This window comes from Spiroplasma monobiae MQ-1 (assembly GCF_002865545.1).
Classification (GTDB): domain Bacteria; phylum Bacillota_I; class Bacilli_A; order Mycoplasmatales; family Mycoplasmataceae; genus Spiroplasma_A; species Spiroplasma_A monobiae.
Map to the genome: position 1 here is coordinate 76,883 of NZ_CP025543.1, position 18,367 is coordinate 95,249.

Below are 18,367 nucleotides of genomic sequence, written 5' to 3' on the forward strand. Positions count from 1 at the left end.
ATGAAAAATACAATACTATCTCGTGTAAAGGAAAAAGAAAAGTTACATTTAAATGATTTAACAAAGAGTGTTAAAGCAGATTATGAAAGTGTAACAAACACGCTTAAAGAACTTCAAGAAGAGCATTTAATTGGTTGAACAAAGGAAAATGTTTTATATTTTGTTGGTGAAAAGTATAAAATTGGTTCGGTTAAAATAAATGACAAGGGATTTGGTTTCATTAAAGAATTCAATAGTGAAGATGAAGATTTTTTTGTGCCTCCAAATGCACTTAATGGTTGTATTTCTTCTGATGAAGTAATCTTTACAGTACAAAAAGAAAAAGATGACAGACTAAAAGCGATTGTTGAAGATATTGTCTTAAGAACAAAAACATCACTTGTTGGAGAAATAAGAAAAAGCGGCGATGGCAGATTCTTGGATTTCATTCCAAATGAACCTGGTTTTAAAAACTACAGAATAGTTATGATTAATGGAAAAGATTTTAATTTAAAAGAAGATTTAATAATAAAAGTTAAGATTTTAAACGTTAGGGATAGAAAACTTTTTGTAAGAATTCAAAAAATAATTGGAGATGCAAATAAAGCTGTAGATAGAATTATTTCTATTGCATATGAATATGAAATTAAACCTGAATTTAATAAATTAACCATTGAAAACGCCAATGAAGTTGCAAAACCAATTGATTATAATGACCCTAAAGTCAAAAGAAGAATGTCAAATTCTTTAGTTAATAAAAACCTTGTAACAATAGATGGAGCGGATTCAAAAGATTTAGATGATGCTGTTTATGTTGAAAAGACAAATGATGGTTATAAATTAATGGTTGCCATAGCTGATGTTAGTCACTATGTAACACCGTTTTCTCCACTGGATAATACAGCCTTGTTTAGGGGTAACTCTGTATATTTGGCAAACAAAGTAATACCAATGTTGCCTGAAAAATTATCTAACGGAGTTTGTAGTTTAAATCCAAACGAAGAAAAACTATGTATGGTTGCTGAAATGGATTTTGATTTAAAAGGTAATGTTATAAAGAAAAAAGTTTATGAGTCAATTATGATCTCAAAAGCTAGATTAACATATAAAGAAGTTAATGATCTTTATGCAAGCGGTAAATCAGACAGACCCAAAGATATAGTTGACATGTTAATGATTTCAAAAGAGTTACATGAAATCATCGATGCAGCAAGATCTGCTAGGGGTTCAATAGAGTTTGATGTTGCCGAACCAAAAATAATTTTAGATAAAGACTCAAATGTTATTGAAATTGCTAAACGAGAAAGAGGTATTAGCGAAAAACTGATTGAAAATTTTATGGTTAGCGCAAACGAATGTGTAGCGACTGTGATTTTTGAAAAAGAATTACCATTTATTTATAGAAATCACGACGTTCCAAAAGAAGAAAATTTAATTGAATGACATTCAATATTAAGAGCTTTAGGAATAAATGTAAAGTTAAATGATTTAGACAAAATAAATCCAAAAACAATTAAGAATGCTTTAGTTCAAATAGAAGACCAAATAACAGACCCTACAGAAAGAGATGTTATAAATGTAACTCTTCTTAAATTTATGGAAAAGGCAGCTTATGAATTAGAAAATATAGGACACTTTGGATTAGCAAGTGAATGTTATACACACTTTACAAGTCCGATAAGAAGATATAGTGACTTAATAGTTCATAGATATTTAAAACAATACCTTGTGGATAGAGATTTAAGAGATTTTAAATTAGAACAAAATGAAAAATTTGTTTTAAAGGCATGTAGCATAATTAACGATACCGAAAAACAAGCCGTATCTGCTGAAAGAGAAGTTAATAAAGTTTGTATGGCTGAATATATGCAATCAAAAATCGGACAAGAGTTCGAAGGAATTGTTGCGGCTGTTTTAAAGTTTGGTATATTTGTTCAATTGGATAATTGCGTTGAAGGTTTAATTCATATTTCGGAATTGGCTGATTTCACATTTGATGAAAAAACAAATATTATGGTTAACAAACAAAACAAAGTATTTAGACTCGGACAAAAAATTAAAATAAAAGTTAAAAATGCTGATGTTAAAAAAAGAATTATAGACTTTGTGCTTGTATAATGGTGGTGAAAAAATGGGAGAGCATGTTTTATTAAAAAATAAAAGAGCATATTATGATTATGAAATTTTAGATACTTGAGAAGCAGGGATAGTTTTGACTGGTCCTGAAATAAAATCTATTAGAAATAAGGATGTATCTATAAACGAATCTTTCATTTTGATCAGAAAAGGTCAAGTAGAAATCTTAAATATGAACATTAAAGATTATGAGTTTGCAAACAACATTAAGCAAGATTCTACAAGAAACAGAGTTTTGTTGTTGCACAAAGAAGAGATAAAAAAAATTTTAAAAAGAGTACAGTTGGAAAATCTTACAATCATTCCTATCAAACTTTATTTGAAAGGAAACTATGCAAAAATTGAAATTGGTTTGGGTAAAGGTAAAAAGACAATAGATAAAAGAGAAACAATTAAACAAAGAGATGTCGAAAGAAGATTAAAAAGAATAAAATAAAAAAATTCCTTAAGGAATTTTTTTATTTTTCTTAACAATTGCTATGATCAACACCAGAGACCCAAAATTAATATTTAATTATTCCATTTCATAAGTTTCTACATTTTCTTCATGGTTATTTGTTTTTTTATTACCTAGAATTATAATTCCACTTGTTAGTGTAAGTCCTCCCGAAAAAAAACCGAAAAACACACCAGAAAAACCACTTAATATTAAAATTAATCCTAAAAATCCATTAAATATAATCCCTGCAATTGCACCTATAAATCCAAAATTCTTTCCTGTTTTATTCATTTTAAATTCTTACCCTTCATATGTAAAAAATTACATTTTATATTTATCTTCAAACATATACTAAAATATTAGCTGGTTTACCACATCCACAAGTTCCGCAATTTTCACTAATTTCTTTTAATTCTATATTTGCTTTCAAATATTCAGAATAACCTAAATTCAAACTGTTAGAAACATGTTCTCCTTTTTCAAGTGCCAATATAATTGTCTTTTGTTCTTTTAATAATTTTTCTAAATCATCTAAAGAATATTTAGACATATCTAAAATCTCAATTGTGTTATTTAAATTTTTACTCATTTTAAATCCTCTTTTCCTAATATTATTTTAATGTATAAATCAAATAACAAATTTTATTTAGAGAAATATTGTTTTATAATATAAATATGGGGGTGTCCTGGTTTCGACAGGATACAACTGACCCATGACTGCAGTGGTTTGGTAGACCTAAATACTTCTAGGTTTGATAAAATGCAAACGAAGAAAAAAATGAATTTGAAATGCCAGCATTTATGATCAATAATGCATCAGCTGGAGTTGCTTTAGCAGCTTAATAAACTCTCGAAGTTTATAGCAGTTCAACGTTTATGGTTGTGTTTGTGCTTCATCCATTAACGTATTACCTAGCGCAATAGAACAAATGATTTTAGTGATAAATTTGTTTGAAACTCAATCACTAACGCTATAAATTTAAATCTTGTTGACTCTGTTGGTTTATAGTGTAAGTTAGAGACGACTAAACTGTAGATGTCATCGGTTGGAGTATTTTGGACGCGGGTTCGATTCCCGCCATCTCCACCATTTTTTTATGTTTAATTGTTTTATAAGAAAGGAATGTAATTTTTATGAATATTATAAATGTATTAATTGCATGTCTTTCTTATACAACAATTATTGCTTTTTGTTACACAATCTTTTGAGGTTTAACAAGACACTTATTTTCTAAACTAAAAATATATTATGAAATATTTTTGGGCTTTGTTTTAGGTTTTATTTCAACTTTTTCAATTATTTTAATTACACTATTGGGTGGTGAAAAATCTAATTTAGGCTTGACAATTCTTCTACCAACATTTTTATATTGGGTTTCCATAATATTTATTTCTCCAATGTCAAGCATAGGTATTTTGACTTGCAATATTTTAAATCTAGTTTTATTTTCATCTCTTTTTGGGGAATTTTTTGGAAAACCAAATGATGTTTGAACTATTACTATGTTGGTGTTAGCTTATGTGATTCCATTTATAATTTATTTGATAACAATATTTTGAAGAAAAATATCTAATTGATCAAATTGATCAATAACAACGATTATGCTTTTAACAGTTGGTATTGTAATGAGTTTACTGGAAATCAAAACAGCCATTGGAATAACAAATTTAACAAATTTATTATTTTGATTGGGTAGTGGATATTTGGCATATGCATATATAACTGTTATCAACCAAATTTATTTACATGCTCTAAAATTACAAAATATTGTAATTTATGACAATATATATTACTTAAACTTTTCTTCTGCACATGAACAAATTCTAAACAAAATTCAAGAAGAAAAAACAAGATATGGAATTTATTTAACATATTTTATTTCAAATTTTGAAAAATTTGAATCAAAAGTTAGTGGGCACATAAAAGAAGAAGTTGTTCATTCTGTTTCTGAACAAAGTTACAATTTGATTAAAGAAAACTTTAATAATGCTATTTTCTTTAAACCAAATTACAAAACTTTTGGGGCTTTTATTCCATTTGAATTAAGTGAAGATTTTAATGAAAATAATAATAAGTATTTAGAAAATATAAAAAATATTTTTGCTCAAATAAATACAGAATTTAAAATTGATAATTACAAAATTTCTGTTAAGTTAAAATCTGTTTCTTCATATTATGGATTGCATTCAAATAATTTAGATACACTTCTTGAATATAACAGGCATGTTGCAAATGACTTGCTATTGACATATCAAGAAAAAAATATTATTGTAAATCCTTTGGAAATAATAAAAGAGAAAAATCAAAATAAAAAAATGTTATCATTGAATGAAGTTACAAACCTTAACCAATTTGTAACTTTGTTTGAACCAATATATTCAACTAAGAAAAAAGATTTTGAGGCCTATTTCTTGAATGGTATGATTGATGGTATAGAAATAAATTCAGAGTTATTCACAGAAAAAAATAAACTGATTTTTGATATGGGATTAGGAAGTTTGTTTTTAAGATATATTGCACTACAAAATTTAAAGAAATTAAATAAGCAAAGTAAAAATATTAAAGATAAAACTATATTTATGGATTATGATAGTGACTACATTTCGAATGAAGATTTTGATGTTGTTGAATTTGTATTGAAACTTAAGAACTTAAAAATAGATTTGACAAAACTTGTTTTAAACTTTGATTTAAATCGGGATGTTGATAATCAAAAGCTTCTTGAAAAAAATATTGAAAAATTAAAAAGTAACTCAATAAGAGTATCTGTTTCAAATTTTGGTTCATTAAAAACAGACTTTTCTCTTATAGGTTTCTATAAGCCTGACTTTATTTTCTTAGAAGGGGAAATTTCAAAAAAAATTAATAGCGGAAAAGAAAATGAAAATATTGTTTTAGAAGGTTTAAAAATAGCTTCAAAAATAGATGCAAGTATAATTGCAACTTCTGTAAATAGTTATATAATTTATAAACACCTAAAATCTTTGGGAGTAGAATTGTTAACGGGAGAACTTATCGGTAGCTCAATAGAGGCAAGAGAATCTATACCAGAAGAATTAAAATACCTATTAAATAAATAGATGGAGAAATAAAATGTTAGAAAAAGAAGATAATTTAAAAAGTCTTAGTGAACTAATTGAAAAGTTGGTTATTGATAATGATATCAAAAAGCTTAGAGAGTTAGAAGAAGAACACTACCCACAAGATATTGCAGAGGCATTAGAAAATTTGGATGAGAAAATAGTAATTATATCTCTAAGGCTTTTTACAAATGATACAAGTAGTGAAATTTTTCCCCACCTTGATGCAGACCTTCAAGAAGAAATTATAAATAAAATGTCTTCTCAACAAGTTAGTGAACTATTTGGTGAACTATATACAGATGACATTGTAGACATTTTGGAAGAAATGCCTTCAAATATAGTTAAAAAAATTCTAAGATCTTCAACCCCTGAAGCTAGAGCTCAAATAAACAATATTTTAAAATATAATGATGACACCGCTGGAAGTATAATGAGTGTTGACTATACAAGATTTAAAGTTTATTGAACTGTGACAGAAGCTATTGAAAAAATTAGAGAAAGAAATGAAGAATCAGAAGACCACAACACTTTTTATGTAGTCGATGATTTAAATAACTTAAAAGGAACTATAGAATTAAGGGACCTAGTTTTTTCAAAAGGTTCAGTATTGATTTCTGAAATAATGGATGAAAGAGTTTTGTTTGCATTTACAAAAGATGATCAAGAAACTGTTGTAGAAAAATTTAAGAAGTATGACATTACAACTTTACCTGTTATAAATGTACAACAAAAACTTGTTGGTATTGTTACAGTTGATGATGTAATAGATGTAATTGAAGAAGAAGTTACAGAAGATATTTATAAAATGGCAGGAATAAGCCCCACAGATGATGAATATTTTAAAACAAGTATTTGAAAAATGGTTAAATCAAGAAGTGTTTGACTGATGTTCTTAATGGTTTCGGCAACTCTTTCTCAAGTAATAATAACTTTGTTTTTAAATATTTATCATGCAGGAAGAGAAGTTGTAAATCCAGAATCTAACAATCAAATAGAATATATTGTTACCATGTTGCTAACTCCTCTTTTAACTGTAATTTCAGGAACCACTGGTAATGCTGGTAGTCAATCTTCAACTATGATAGTTAGAGCACTTTCTTTAAAAGAGGTTGAAACAAAAGATTATGCAAGAGTGATGTGAAAAGAATTTAGGGTTGCATCAATTACGGGGTTAATACTTGTTAGTGTTAACTTTGTTAGAATGGTTGTGATTTACTCTATTCAACAAAAAGGTGATCTAAATCAAGCGATATTATGATATACAATAGCTACATTGTCTATTTCTATGTATATTTCTTTAATAATGGCCAAATTAATTGGAGGAACACTTCCTATAATTGCTAAAAAACTAAAATTAGACCCAGCCGTAATGGCGGCTCCTTTATTAACAACATTAGTAGATGCTTTATCTACTGCCATATTCTTTTCAATAGGATTAATATTTTTTACACAATTTATAAACTAAAATAAGGAAAGCAAAAATGAGATTAAGAAATAAAAATTGAACAAAAGACTATATTGAACAAAATAGAAGATACATGATAACATCAGATAAAAAAATTGATGCTAGTTCTTTATTTCCACAAAAGCAAGATACTTTTTTGGAAATTGGTTGTGGCAAAGGTCAATTTATTATCGGACAATCATTAAAAAATAAAGATAAAAATTTTATAGCTATGGAAAAGGAAACAACAGTTATTGGGGTGGCTTTAAAAAAAGCAATAACAACAGAAAATGTAGACCTAAATAATTTATTGTTTTTGAATAAATATGCTGAAAATCTTTTGGATATATTTGAATCTAATTCTTTAAAGGGAATATTTTTAAATTTTTCAGACCCTTGACCTAAATCAAAACATTATAAAAAAAGACTAACTTACATAGATTTTTTAAATATTTACTGAGATTTATTAAAAGATGATGGAATTATTGAAATAAAAACAGATAATGATAATTTATATGAATTTAGTTTAGAACAAATAGAAGAATCTAAGTTTAAATTACTTTATAACACAAGTGATTTATATTCAGACGAAGAAGCACTAAAAGATAATATAGCAACAGAGTATGAACAAAGATTTCAATCAATGGGAAAAAACATCAATAAAATAGTAATAAAAAAAGAGGCTTAATCTTTGGATTGAACCTCTTTTTTTGGCGTATTATTTATAAAATTAATATAGGCTTTTTTAAATTCTTCATTTTGAGCAATTAAATATCTTGTTATTGAAAAAAATAAATAAAGATAAATATAATTAATTATTAATAATATGAAAAATATTCATCATGTTGATTTGGCGTTTTCTACTCAACTTATTTTATTTATTAATGAACCACTAGTAATTTCAATAAAAAATGCTCCAATTGTGAAAATGCTTATAAATATTAAAACAAATCTTGTTTTAACTATGTTTAAGTTCTTTTCTTTTGTTTCTAGATTTGTAACAACTTCCATCCCATAAAATAATGAAACAGATGATTTGCTTAGGTTTGTTGTAACACAAACTAAATACACTAATATAAAGTTTAAGTTTATTTGAGAAACAAGAGTTGCTTTGTCTTTGGTTTCCAGAGGCAAACTTAAAAGAAGTATTGAACTAACAACCATTAAAGATAAAGTTATAGACCCAAATCACAGTAATGGCTTTTTTAAGTCGCTTTTTATTAATTTGAAATCCATTTTTATCACCTTTTATAATTATATTTTAAATATGACTTCTTTATTAAGAATATTTCGATAATTTTTTTTTTTTTTTTTCAAAAAAGTGCTAGTTATTTTTTGTATATGGACTTATAATAGAAATGTAAATTAAGTAAAAGTTTTTATAAGCCAACATATTGGGTTGGTGTTTCTACAATGTACCTATACATTCCTAAAAACGAAACACAGAAAGGAGCTAACTTTTTACTAGTGATATAAAAAGTGCTCCTTTTTTTATAAAATATAATAACAAAAACTAATTTACGCATTAGAAATAGAGAAATAATTTTTAAAGGAGGATATATGAAAAAATTATTATCAGGATTAATGGCTACTGCCATTGTTGGGACAAGCGCATCAGCTGTTGCTGCTTGTGGATCACCTTATAAAGCTTTCAATGAAATCTATCTAGTAACAGATGCAGGTAAAATTAATGACAAATCATTTAACGAATCTGGTTACAACGGTGGTAACGAAGTTATGAAAAGACTTGGTGATGTATCTGAGGGTTATAGTGGAATCGGTTATTTTCAACCACCTTCAATCACAGAATTAGAAACAGGTTATAGCAATGCTCAAACAGCAGGAGCTAAAACACTTATATTACCAGGATTTCACCATGCTGGAGATCATTTAAAAAATGCTTCTGAGGCAATGAAGAAAAACGACGGAAATGTAATTTTCCTTGATGGAGTACCTGAGGATGAAAATGGTAATACTTTAGATAATGTTGTAGGATTCCTATTTAGATCTGATATATCAGCATTCTACTCAGGGTTTGCTTCAATTATATGATCAATAACAAATAATAATTACAAAGGTCAAGAATTGAAATTAGCAACATTTGGCGGAGTACCAAATGGTTTAGCTGTTGAAAGTTTCATGATTGGTTACTTAGCTTCAATTGATTTTTATAACCAATTGAAAGAAAATGAAACAGGAGTAAAAAAATTAACTGAGGTTTATAAAGCTGCGGGTATGGATGAATCAAAAATTGAGGAAGCTTTAAAAGTTAATGTATCAAGAGTTGACAGTCAAAAAACAGTTAAGTCTGAGTTTAAAAGTAACTTCTTTACAGACAACTTTAATGCTGGTGGAGGTACAGTAATTTCTCAACAACTTGTTAATGGAGGTGCTGATGTTGTTATGGGTGTTGCTGGACCACAAACAGGAGACTTATTGAGTGTAATAAAAAACCAAAGAGCTAATACAATGGTTGTTGGTGTTGATACAGATCAGGTGAATGCTTACCCTGGAAGTAGTGATAAATTTATTACTTCAGCAGAAAAAGATTTAGTATCTGCAACAATTGCAGGAGCTGCAATGACAACTTATGCGGATAACAAAGAGCTTAAAGAAAAATCAAAAGATGAAATTGCTAAAGTTATACTTAAAGACGATCAAAAAAATTTAGAGGATTGAAAAGGTCAAGAAATTTATATGGGTGGATCATTCTCTAAAGATGGAAAAAATAAAATTAATTCACAATTGCATGACGCAATAGAAAAAGCAATTCCAAATGAGGCACTTATTGATGCTTCAACATACTACTTTGATAAACAAGATTCTACTGCAGATGGTTGATTAAAAAACATTGGAGACGATACTATTAAAGAATATGTTAACTTAGTTATGAACAGTCTGGGTTTAACAGGAGATGTAATTTAAAATTATAAAAACAAAATAGCCGGCTAAAATCGGTTATTTATTATGAGGAGACAAATATGAGTCAATATGCCGTTGAAATGGAAAATATCTCAATGATATTTAACAAAACTATTGTGGCCAATAAAGATATAAATTTTAAAGTTAAAAAGAATGAGATTCATGCTCTTGTGGGGGAAAATGGAGCAGGAAAATCAACATTAATGTCAATTTTATTTGGTATTTATGAACCTACAACGGGTTCTATTAAAATAAATAATAAATTAGAAGCTATATCAAATCCAATTAAAGCTTCTAAGTTAGGTATTGGCATGGTTCATCAACACTTTAAATTAGTAGATATTTTTCCTTTATGAAAAAATATTGCTTTGGGTGCTGAAGAACTAATAGCAAAAACAATTGTGAATTCAAAAAAAATAAAAGAAGAAATTACTGCAATAATGAAAAAATATAATCTAAATGTCGATTTAGATCAAAGTGCAGGAAACGCTTCTGTTGGGGCTCAACAAAGAACTGAAATTTTAAAAATTCTTTATAGAGATGCTGATATTTTAGTTTTTGATGAACCAACAGCTGTGCTTACGCCTCAAGAAATTGATGGTTTGCTTGAAGTTATGAAAGAATTACAAGCGGCCGGTAAGACAATTATCTTTATTACTCATAAAATGGCAGAAATTTGAAAAGTTGCTAACTCTGCAACCGTAATAAGAAAAGGAACTGTTATAGATACTTTTGAAATTTCTAAAACTACTCCTGAAAAACTTGCAGAAGCAATGGTTGGTAGAAAAATTGTAGAAGTAAAAAACGAATATAAACCAACTCTTACTGAAACGGTTTTAAAAATGAAAAATGTAAGTGTTAGAAAAAGTAATAATCATAAAATATTGGGATTGAAAAACTTCAGTTTAGAAATTAAAGCAGGAGAAGTTGTTGCTATTGCTGGTGTAGAAGGTAATGGACAACAAGAGATAGTTAACGCAATAACTGGTTTAAGTAAAATTGAAAAGGGTCAAATTCTAGTTTCCGATGAAGACGTTTCGAAAAGTTCGATTTATGATAGATATAATAAATTCAAAATTCGTCATATTCCAGAAGATAGACATAAACATGGTTTAGTTTTAGACTCTACTTTATTAGAGAATATGGTATTACAAGATATTTCAAACAGTAAATTCAATAAAATGGGTATTTTAAATTTTGCAGCTATTCAAACTTATGGTCAAAAAATATTATTAAAATTTGATGTTAGAAATGCCCAATCGGGGTTTGCAATTTCTAGACAACTTTCAGGTGGAAATCAACAAAAAGCTATAGTTGGTAGAGAACTTACTGCTGAAAGTCAATTAATAGTTATTTTTCAACCAACAAGAGGTTTGGATGTGGGTTCAATAGAATTTATTCACAGTCAAATACTGAATGCAAAAAATGAAGGGAAAGCGATTTTATTGATTTCCTATGAATTATCAGAAGTTATGAGTTTAGCTGACAGAATAGTTGTTGTTAATTCTGGTGAAATGGTTGGAGAAATTGAAGCCAAAGGAGCCAAAAAAGAAGACATTGGTAGAATGATGTTGGGAAAGGAATCTTAGTATGAACTTTAAATTAAATAGATGATTAAGAAATCAAAAAATAAAGAGTTCAATTACTAGTGAAAGAAACCTTTCTAAACTAAGTTATTTAAAAGCTTCTGTAATTGCAATAGCAATTGGTTTTGTGGTTGGAGCACTTATTGTAATTCAACAAGGTTATAATGGATTTGAATTTATTTTTGCCTCATTTGGTTATTCTTTTGATGCAGCAACTATGAGTAAAACACTTAACTATTTAGCTGTATATATATTTTTAGGTTTAGGATTGGCTCTTGGATTCAAGGTTGGGCTATTCAACATGGGTGGTTCTGGTCAAGCAATACTTGGTATGACCTTGGCTGTAGCATTGATAGCAACAAAAGCCAACTCTGACGGAGTTGCATTTAGAGATGTAGATAAAAGCTTTGTAATAGTTGTTATGATAGCGTTTATATTGAGTGGAGTTTTTATCTCAACAATAGCAGGTTTGTTGAAAGTATTTTTCAACATTCATGAAGTTGTAACAACTGTTATGTTAAACTGAATTGTTTGATATTTTTCAAGATGATTTTTGATGGATTCAAGTTTTGGAAGGGGTAAATGATCAATTTCCAATGGATTAACACCAAAATTACCTTCAGATTGACTTTCAATTGGAGGTAACACTTGAATATTGGGGGTTGGGTTGGCTGTAGTGGCTGTGATAACTATTTACTTGTTACTATCTTTTACAACTTTTGGTTTTAAATTTAATGTTGTAGGAAAACAACCTCAAGCTGCTATGTATGCAGGAATTAAAAATAGACAATATCTAATTTTAACCACAGCATTACAGGGTCTATTTATTGGATTAGGGTCAATGTTTTATTGATTTAATATAAAATCTTCAATGGAGGTTGGTTCTGAAGTTCTTCCTTCAATTGGTTTTGATGCAATACCAATTGCATTGGTTGCATTCAATAATATCATTGGTGTAGTTCCTGTGGCTTTAATTTGAGCTATGTTTAAAGCTGGTTCTGAAAGAGCTTTAGGTTTACAATTTATTGGACTTTCTCCAGAAATATCAAGTTTAATATTTGGTATTATTATTTATTCATCAGCAGTTTACATTTTATTCTTAAAATTTAAACCTATTGAAAAAATTAAGTTATTTATATTTGAATCAAAATGTTATTTATATCGAGAATTTAAAATAGATATAAACAAAAAAATAAAAGATTTAAAACTTGAACTAAAAGAAATAAATAAGAAAGCTGATATTTTAGAATTAAAAAAACAAATTTCAAATATAAATCAAGAAATTTTAAAACTTAAAATCGATAAAAGATCTAACAAAGAAGACCAGGAAAAATATCATGATCTTAAAAAGCAATTATTGTCTTTAGAAAGTGTTTTAAAATCTGAAGTTGAAAATTACTTATCAATATATAAATCAAAAATAAAAATGCAAATTCAAAATAAGAAAATGACTTTTGAAGAAATGTACAATGATTACAATAATAAATCTTTCAAAGGTCTTAAGAAAAAAATTAAAACTGAACTTGCTGTGAAATATTACACTATTATGGATCAATTTGTATTAATGCAAATAGAACGAAATGATTTAATTAAAAATTTAAAATTAGAGAAAAAACTTATAAAAGAAAGAAGTGAGATTTCTTCTTTAATTAATAAAATAAGTCTACTTAAAAATAATAGTGAAAACGATAAAACTGAACTTGACGTTTTAAAAAATGAATTAAATCTAAAAATTAAAAACATTAAAGATGAAATTAATAATAAGATTAAAGAAATAATAAACAAATACGATCAAGATGCAAAATTAATCATTGATGAATTTAATGTATTTAAAAAAGCTAAATTAGATATATTAAAAGATTCAGAAGTAAATGCTAAATTATTTTTAAAAGAAAATAAGGAAAAATATGAAATTGAAAGAAAAAAATTAAAAGATAATACAAAAGATAAAGAAGAATACAAATTTTTGGAATTAAAAATTTGTATTGAACAGTATAAAGCTGAATTGGAGGTTGTTGAAAGATATGGTAAATAGTTTATTTGAAAACTTCTCTCTATATTTAGCGGTATTCTCTCTTGCAGCTCTTTCTGGACTAATTTCTGAAAGATCTGGTATTGTTAATGTGGGTATTGAAGGTTATATGATAATGGGTGGTTTGACAACTGCTATTATAGGACAAAATCTTTCTGAATCAATGGGAAATTGAACACAAGTTATGGCAATATTTGCCGGAGCTTGTGTTGGGGGGGCAATTTCTTTATTACACTCATTTGCTTCTATTAAATTAAAAGCAGATCAAATAATATCTGGTACTGCAATTAACTTGCTTGCACAAGGTATAGGCCTATATATGGCCACAATGGGTGCTAATACATACATTTATGGTGACTACACAGTTATTTCTGTTGATTCAAATAGAATTTTTACATTTTATTTAATAATTGCTATGTTGATAACTTTATTAACAGGCTTATACTTTTCATTTACTAGAACTGGTATGAGACATATTTCTGCTGGTGAAAATCCAAACGCTTTAGAAGCTGCTGGGGTAAATGTAATAAAATATAGAATTATTGCTGTTTTATTTTCAGGAATAATAGCTTCTTTGGCTGGTGGTATATACACAATAACAGCTAGGGGTTCTTATTTTTATGGAACAGCTGATGGTATGGGTTTTCTGGCCTTGGCTATAATGATAGTTGGTCAATGAAGGGTTAAGTGAGTAACTCTCGGTGCTGCTGGGTTTGCATTCTTCTTTGCACTATCAAAGGCTCTTCCAATTAACTTGGAAGGTGGATGAATTAAAACCAATGCAAAACTATTCCAAGTATTACCATTTGTAATTTCATTAGGAACTATGGTTGGATTATCAAAATGATCAAAACCACCAGCTGCCGCGGGTATTCCTTACGATAAAGCAAAAAGATAAAAAAGTTTCATTAAGAAACTTTTTTTTATTTTTATAAGATTAAATTATAAAATATTTATGTATATAAAAGGAGAATTTAAAATGTCAAATATACCCACACCACATATTAATGCTAAAAAAGAAGATATAGCAAAAATAGTTCTAATGCCAGGAGATCCTTTAAGAGCTAAAAAAATAGCAGAGACGTATTTAGAAGATTATAGATTAGTAAATGAAGTAAGAAATATGTTTATGTACACAGGAACTTATAAAGGAGTTAAAGTTACTGTTGCAGGAAGCGGAATGGGATGCCCAAGCATTGGGATCTATTCATATGAATTATTTAAATTCTATGATGTCGATTACATAATTAGAGTTGGAAGTGCAGGAAGTTATAACGAAAATATTAACGTATATGATATTTTTAATGCCAAAGAAGCTTTTGGAGAAAGTAATTATGCAAAAATTGCTGCAAATATAGATTCAAACATTATTGAAGCAGGTCAAACATTATTCAATAAAATTGAAGAAGTTGCAAAAAGAAATGAAATAAAAACACATGTTGGTAGATGTCACTCTTCTGATGTGTTTTATAGATATGACGATTCAATGACGTTTGCTAAAGAAAATGGACTTGATGTAGTTGAAATGGAGTCATATGCATTATTTTCAAATGCTATTGTAACCGGAAAACAAGCTGCTTGTTTATTGACAATTTCAGATAGTTTTATAACAAACGAAGCTACAACAGCTGAGGAAAGACAAAATAATTTCATGCAAATGATTGAATTGGCCCTAGAAACTTCTTTAGAATTAAAATAGTATAAAATCCAAATCACCTTTTGGTGGTTTTTTAGTTTTGGAAAAAAATTCTAGCAAAGTATTTTACTATCTTTCAAAATATAGTAAAATAAAATAGATTTTGTAAACGAGGTAATTTAATGATAATTTTAGCTATTGAATCAAGTTGTGATGAATTTAGTATATCTATTATGAGAGATGGCAAAATCCTATCAAATATTATTTCTAGTCAAATTAAAGAACACTCAGAATTTGGAGGAGTAGTTCCTGAATTGGCCTCAAGATTGCATGTTGAAAATTTTCATTGAGTTTTAACTAAATCTCTAAAAGAAAGCAATGTTGTTTTAGAAGAAGTTGATTACATTTCTTACACTTCAAACCCAGGATTAATAGGAAGTTTAATTGTAGGGAAATTAGTTGCACAAACACTAGCAATGTATTTGAATAAACCTTTAATGGAGATGAATCATATTAAAGGTCATATATATGGTGCAAATATTGACGATAAATTTGTATATCCAGTTTTAGTTTTGGTCGTTAGCGGAGGGCACACCCAGATCCAACTGCTTGAAAAATCTTTGGATTTTAAAATAATAGGATCAACACAGGATGATGCGGTTGGAGAATGTTATGATAAAGTGGCTAGAGTTCTCGGTCTTCAATATCCTGGTGGACCCAAAATTGATAAATTAGCACAAAAAGGTAATCCCGATAGATATCAACTACCTATAAGTAAGAATGATGATACATATGATTTTTCATTTTCGGGTTTAAAAACAGCTAGTTTAAATTTGATTAATAAATTAAATCAAAACAATGAAAAAATAATTATTAACGATTTATGTGCTAGTTTTCAAAAAACTGCAATTAACACATTGATGTTGAAGTTTGAAAGAGCGGTAAAAGAGTTTAAACCAGAAACAATAACTGTAGTTGGTGGTGTTAGTGCTAATTCAAGTATTAGATCAAAATTCTTTGAAATAGGAAAGAAATACAACATAAGCAAAATCATAGTTCCAAATATGGAATATTGTACAGATAATGCAGCAATGATAGCTGAATTAACAAATGAATATATCAAAAATAAGAAATAGAGGTTTTAAAATATGAGATCATTTTTAAGTAAATTGACTACAATTGACGATAAAGATTTAACAATTAAAGAAAAGAAGATTGTTGAATATATTAAAAGTCATTTAAAAGAAATTGTAGATACAAATATGAAGATTGAGAGAATGGCACAAGAAGCGGGAACTGGTTATAGTGCTATTTATGGATTGCTAAAAAAACTTAATATAAAAGGTTTTAGAGATTTTGCAATATCTCTTGCAAATGATGCTGAAAATCAAGAAATAAATATAGCAAAAAATGATGAAAATGTTGTGGCTGGTTATATAAATATAATCAAACAAAACTATGCTCTAATAGATAAAAAATCAATTTTTGAAACATTGAGCATAATAAGATCTGCAAAAAGAGTTTTTGTTTGTTATTGAGAAAATTTATTATCAGGTCCAGCTCATGAACTTTCAAACTTTTTTTATAAAAATGGTTTCAATGTTCATCTATTGGATAGTGATCACGAAACCATTAAAGATAGAATCAAATCTTCAAATGAAGAAGATGTCTTTTTGTTCTATACAAGATATGGAAACTCTTCAAGATTGGATAATGCAATTAAAGAGATAGGTGAACTTAATAGAAAAGTAATTTATATATCAGGTAAAGTTGCTTCACACGATATTACAAAACACTTAAATTCAATACATACGTTAATAGTAGACAATCCAGATACAAGTATTTACAAAGGGCATATTTCCCATTCGGTTCCTTTCAACTATTTTAATGACTTACTAATTTATCATTTTTTAAATTCAGAGAAATAATTTTTTAGAATAGAGGTTTATCAATGAAAAATTCAAGAAGAATTAAAAAAAATACCTTAATAAATAATGTAAAAAAAGGATTTAGAACATTTTATGGTGGAATGGAAACTCCTTTTAAACAATCCTCATTAAGAGTTTGAATACAAGCTAGAAAATTCAATAAAACACGACAAGACAGAAAATGACTTAAAGAACTTTTAACCACAAACAAGGTTGTAAGAAGATTTTATAAAAGACCTGAATTAGAAATTCAAGATATAGAAAATGTAACTCCAGTAGACTTTAAATCAAGAGATAATCTTAATTTAAAAGGTCTAATTTATGAACCAAATAAAGGATCAAACAAATGAGTTATAGCTTCGCATTGATTTGCAGGTCATAAAACTTGATCGTTACATCATGCTAAAGTTTTTGTTGAAATGGGTTATAACGTGATGGTTTATGACTTTAGGGGTCATGGACAATCGCAAAATGACTCAACAACAATGGGTGGAAAAGAACATAAAGATCTTATGGGTGCTGTTGATTGATTAAAAGAAAATAAAAAGATAGATCAATTAGCCTTTATGGGAACAAGTATGGGTGCTTTTGTTTCAAATTATTGTTCAATTCTATACAAAGAGGAACTAAAAGCTTTAAACTTTAAATTTGTTGTTTCTGATGTAACTTATGGAAGTGTATTCAGTTTATTTTTACATGTAAGAAATGTATATTTAGGGTTTCTTCCTAAAAAAAGAACTAAAAAATTTATAAATAAAGTTATTGCTAAACAAAACAAAAAGGAAGTTAGCATAAATTTACATGAAGTAAGTATATTCCACCTACTAAGAGAAGGTGGTAATAAAGATTTATTCCCAACATTATTTTGTCACTCATCAGATGATAAAGTAACTAGTCCTACAGATACATATGAATTGATTATCAAAAGAAATAATCAAGACGATGATTATTTAATGTTCAACTTTTCAATGCACACTCAAGGTATAAGATACCACTTTAAAACATTTAATTACAAGTTGGCTGAATTTATAAATAGATTTGAAAAAGATGATGTTCTATTTGATAAAGTTATAAAAGAGTGAGAGTTATTAAAATTTGAAAAAAAAGATCAGTTATCATTGATGCTTAAATAATTAAATAAGAGAGAACTTTGGTTCTCTTTTTTTGTATAATAATATTGC

At 27.7% G+C, this 18,367-nt stretch carries 16 protein-coding genes, 1 other RNA gene and 1 riboswitch; of the genes, 14 read left to right on the forward strand and 3 right to left on the reverse strand.

Going from position 1 to position 18,367, the window contains the following annotated elements; genetic code table 4:
* Positions 1-2,097, forward strand: a complete 2,097-nt coding sequence (gene rnr / locus SMONO_RS00385; protein WP_101781099.1) for a ribonuclease R — start codon at positions 1-3, stop codon at positions 2,095-2,097.
* 13 nt (positions 2,098-2,110) lie between these two features.
* A complete protein-coding gene (gene smpB, locus SMONO_RS00390; RefSeq protein ID WP_101780382.1) occupies positions 2,111-2,551 on the forward strand; it encodes an SsrA-binding protein SmpB in 441 nt (146 codons plus the stop codon).
* A 78-nt stretch (positions 2,552-2,629) separates the two neighbouring features.
* Here the strand turns inward: smpB and SMONO_RS00395 are convergent, their stop codons facing one another.
* Entirely contained in the window at positions 2,630-2,845 is a 216-nt protein-coding gene (locus SMONO_RS00395) for a hypothetical protein (RefSeq protein WP_101780383.1), read from the reverse strand.
* A 43-nt stretch (positions 2,846-2,888) separates the two neighbouring features.
* Positions 2,889-3,143, reverse strand: a complete 255-nt coding sequence (locus SMONO_RS00400) for a hypothetical protein (protein WP_101780384.1) — start codon at positions 3,141-3,143, stop codon at positions 2,889-2,891.
* Between the two features lie 88 nt (positions 3,144-3,231).
* On the opposite strand from SMONO_RS00400, the gene ssrA reads away from it, so the two are divergent.
* The 4 genes from ssrA to trmB all read left to right on the forward strand — a co-directional run bounded on the left by ssrA (position 3,232) and on the right by trmB (position 7,770).
* Positions 3,232-3,644: a transfer-messenger RNA gene (gene ssrA, locus SMONO_RS00405) on the forward strand.
* Positions 3,645-3,688: 44 nt separating this feature from the next.
* Positions 3,689-5,635 (forward strand): EAL domain-containing protein, encoded by a 1,947-nt coding sequence (locus SMONO_RS00410; RefSeq protein ID WP_101780385.1) that lies wholly within the window; start codon positions 3,689-3,691, stop codon positions 5,633-5,635.
* 13 nt (positions 5,636-5,648) lie between these two features.
* Entirely contained in the window at positions 5,649-7,103 is a 1,455-nt protein-coding gene (gene mgtE / locus SMONO_RS00415; protein ID WP_101780386.1) for a magnesium transporter, read from the forward strand.
* Positions 7,104-7,119: 16 nt separating this feature from the next.
* Positions 7,120-7,770, forward strand: coding sequence for a tRNA (guanosine(46)-N7)-methyltransferase TrmB (trmB, locus tag SMONO_RS00420; protein ID WP_101780387.1), 651 nt, complete (start codon positions 7,120-7,122; stop codon positions 7,768-7,770).
* On the opposite strand, the gene SMONO_RS00425 is transcribed toward trmB, so the two are convergent.
* Entirely contained in the window at positions 7,767-8,318 is a 552-nt protein-coding gene (locus SMONO_RS00425; RefSeq protein ID WP_101780388.1) for a hypothetical protein, read from the reverse strand. The genes trmB and SMONO_RS00425 overlap by 4 nt on opposite strands.
* Positions 8,319-8,439: 121 nt before the next feature.
* Positions 8,440-8,534: riboswitch (purine riboswitch) on the forward strand.
* 108 nt (positions 8,535-8,642) lie between these two features.
* On the opposite strand from SMONO_RS00425, the gene SMONO_RS00430 reads away from it, so the two are divergent.
* From SMONO_RS00430 to SMONO_RS00465, 8 genes are all read left to right on the forward strand, one after another.
* A complete protein-coding gene (locus tag SMONO_RS00430; protein ID WP_101780389.1) occupies positions 8,643-10,007 on the forward strand; it encodes a BMP family ABC transporter substrate-binding protein in 1,365 nt (454 codons plus the stop codon).
* 56 nt (positions 10,008-10,063) lie between these two features.
* Entirely contained in the window at positions 10,064-11,593 is a 1,530-nt protein-coding gene (locus SMONO_RS00435; RefSeq protein WP_101780390.1) for an ABC transporter ATP-binding protein, read from the forward strand.
* A 1-nt stretch (position 11,594) separates the two neighbouring features.
* The gene (locus tag SMONO_RS00440) at positions 11,595-13,625 is read left to right on the forward strand and encodes an ABC transporter permease subunit (protein ID WP_101780391.1); all 2,031 of its coding nucleotides are present in this window, start codon (positions 11,595-11,597) and stop codon (positions 13,623-13,625) included.
* Positions 13,615-14,520: an ABC transporter permease gene (locus SMONO_RS00445; protein ID WP_101780392.1), complete on the forward strand. Its 906-nt coding sequence runs from the start codon at positions 13,615-13,617 to the stop codon at positions 14,518-14,520. Before SMONO_RS00440 ends, SMONO_RS00445 begins: the two co-directional genes overlap by 11 nt.
* An 81-nt stretch (positions 14,521-14,601) precedes the next feature.
* Positions 14,602-15,321: a purine-nucleoside phosphorylase gene (gene deoD, locus SMONO_RS00450; RefSeq protein ID WP_101780393.1), complete on the forward strand. Its 720-nt coding sequence runs from the start codon at positions 14,602-14,604 to the stop codon at positions 15,319-15,321.
* Between the two features lie 119 nt (positions 15,322-15,440).
* Positions 15,441-16,394 carry a tRNA (adenosine(37)-N6)-threonylcarbamoyltransferase complex transferase subunit TsaD gene (gene tsaD / locus SMONO_RS00455; RefSeq protein WP_101780394.1) on the forward strand — a complete coding sequence of 318 codons (954 nt, stop codon included), beginning with the start codon at positions 15,441-15,443 and terminating at the stop codon, positions 16,392-16,394.
* Between the two features lie 12 nt (positions 16,395-16,406).
* On the forward strand, positions 16,407-17,186 hold the full coding sequence (locus tag SMONO_RS00460; protein ID WP_101780395.1) for a MurR/RpiR family transcriptional regulator: 780 nt from the start codon (positions 16,407-16,409) through the stop codon (positions 17,184-17,186).
* Between the two features lie 23 nt (positions 17,187-17,209).
* Complete coding sequence (locus tag SMONO_RS00465) at positions 17,210-18,319, forward strand: alpha/beta hydrolase (protein WP_101780396.1); 1,110 nt, start codon at positions 17,210-17,212, stop codon at positions 18,317-18,319.
* Positions 18,320-18,367 lie beyond the last annotated feature (48 nt).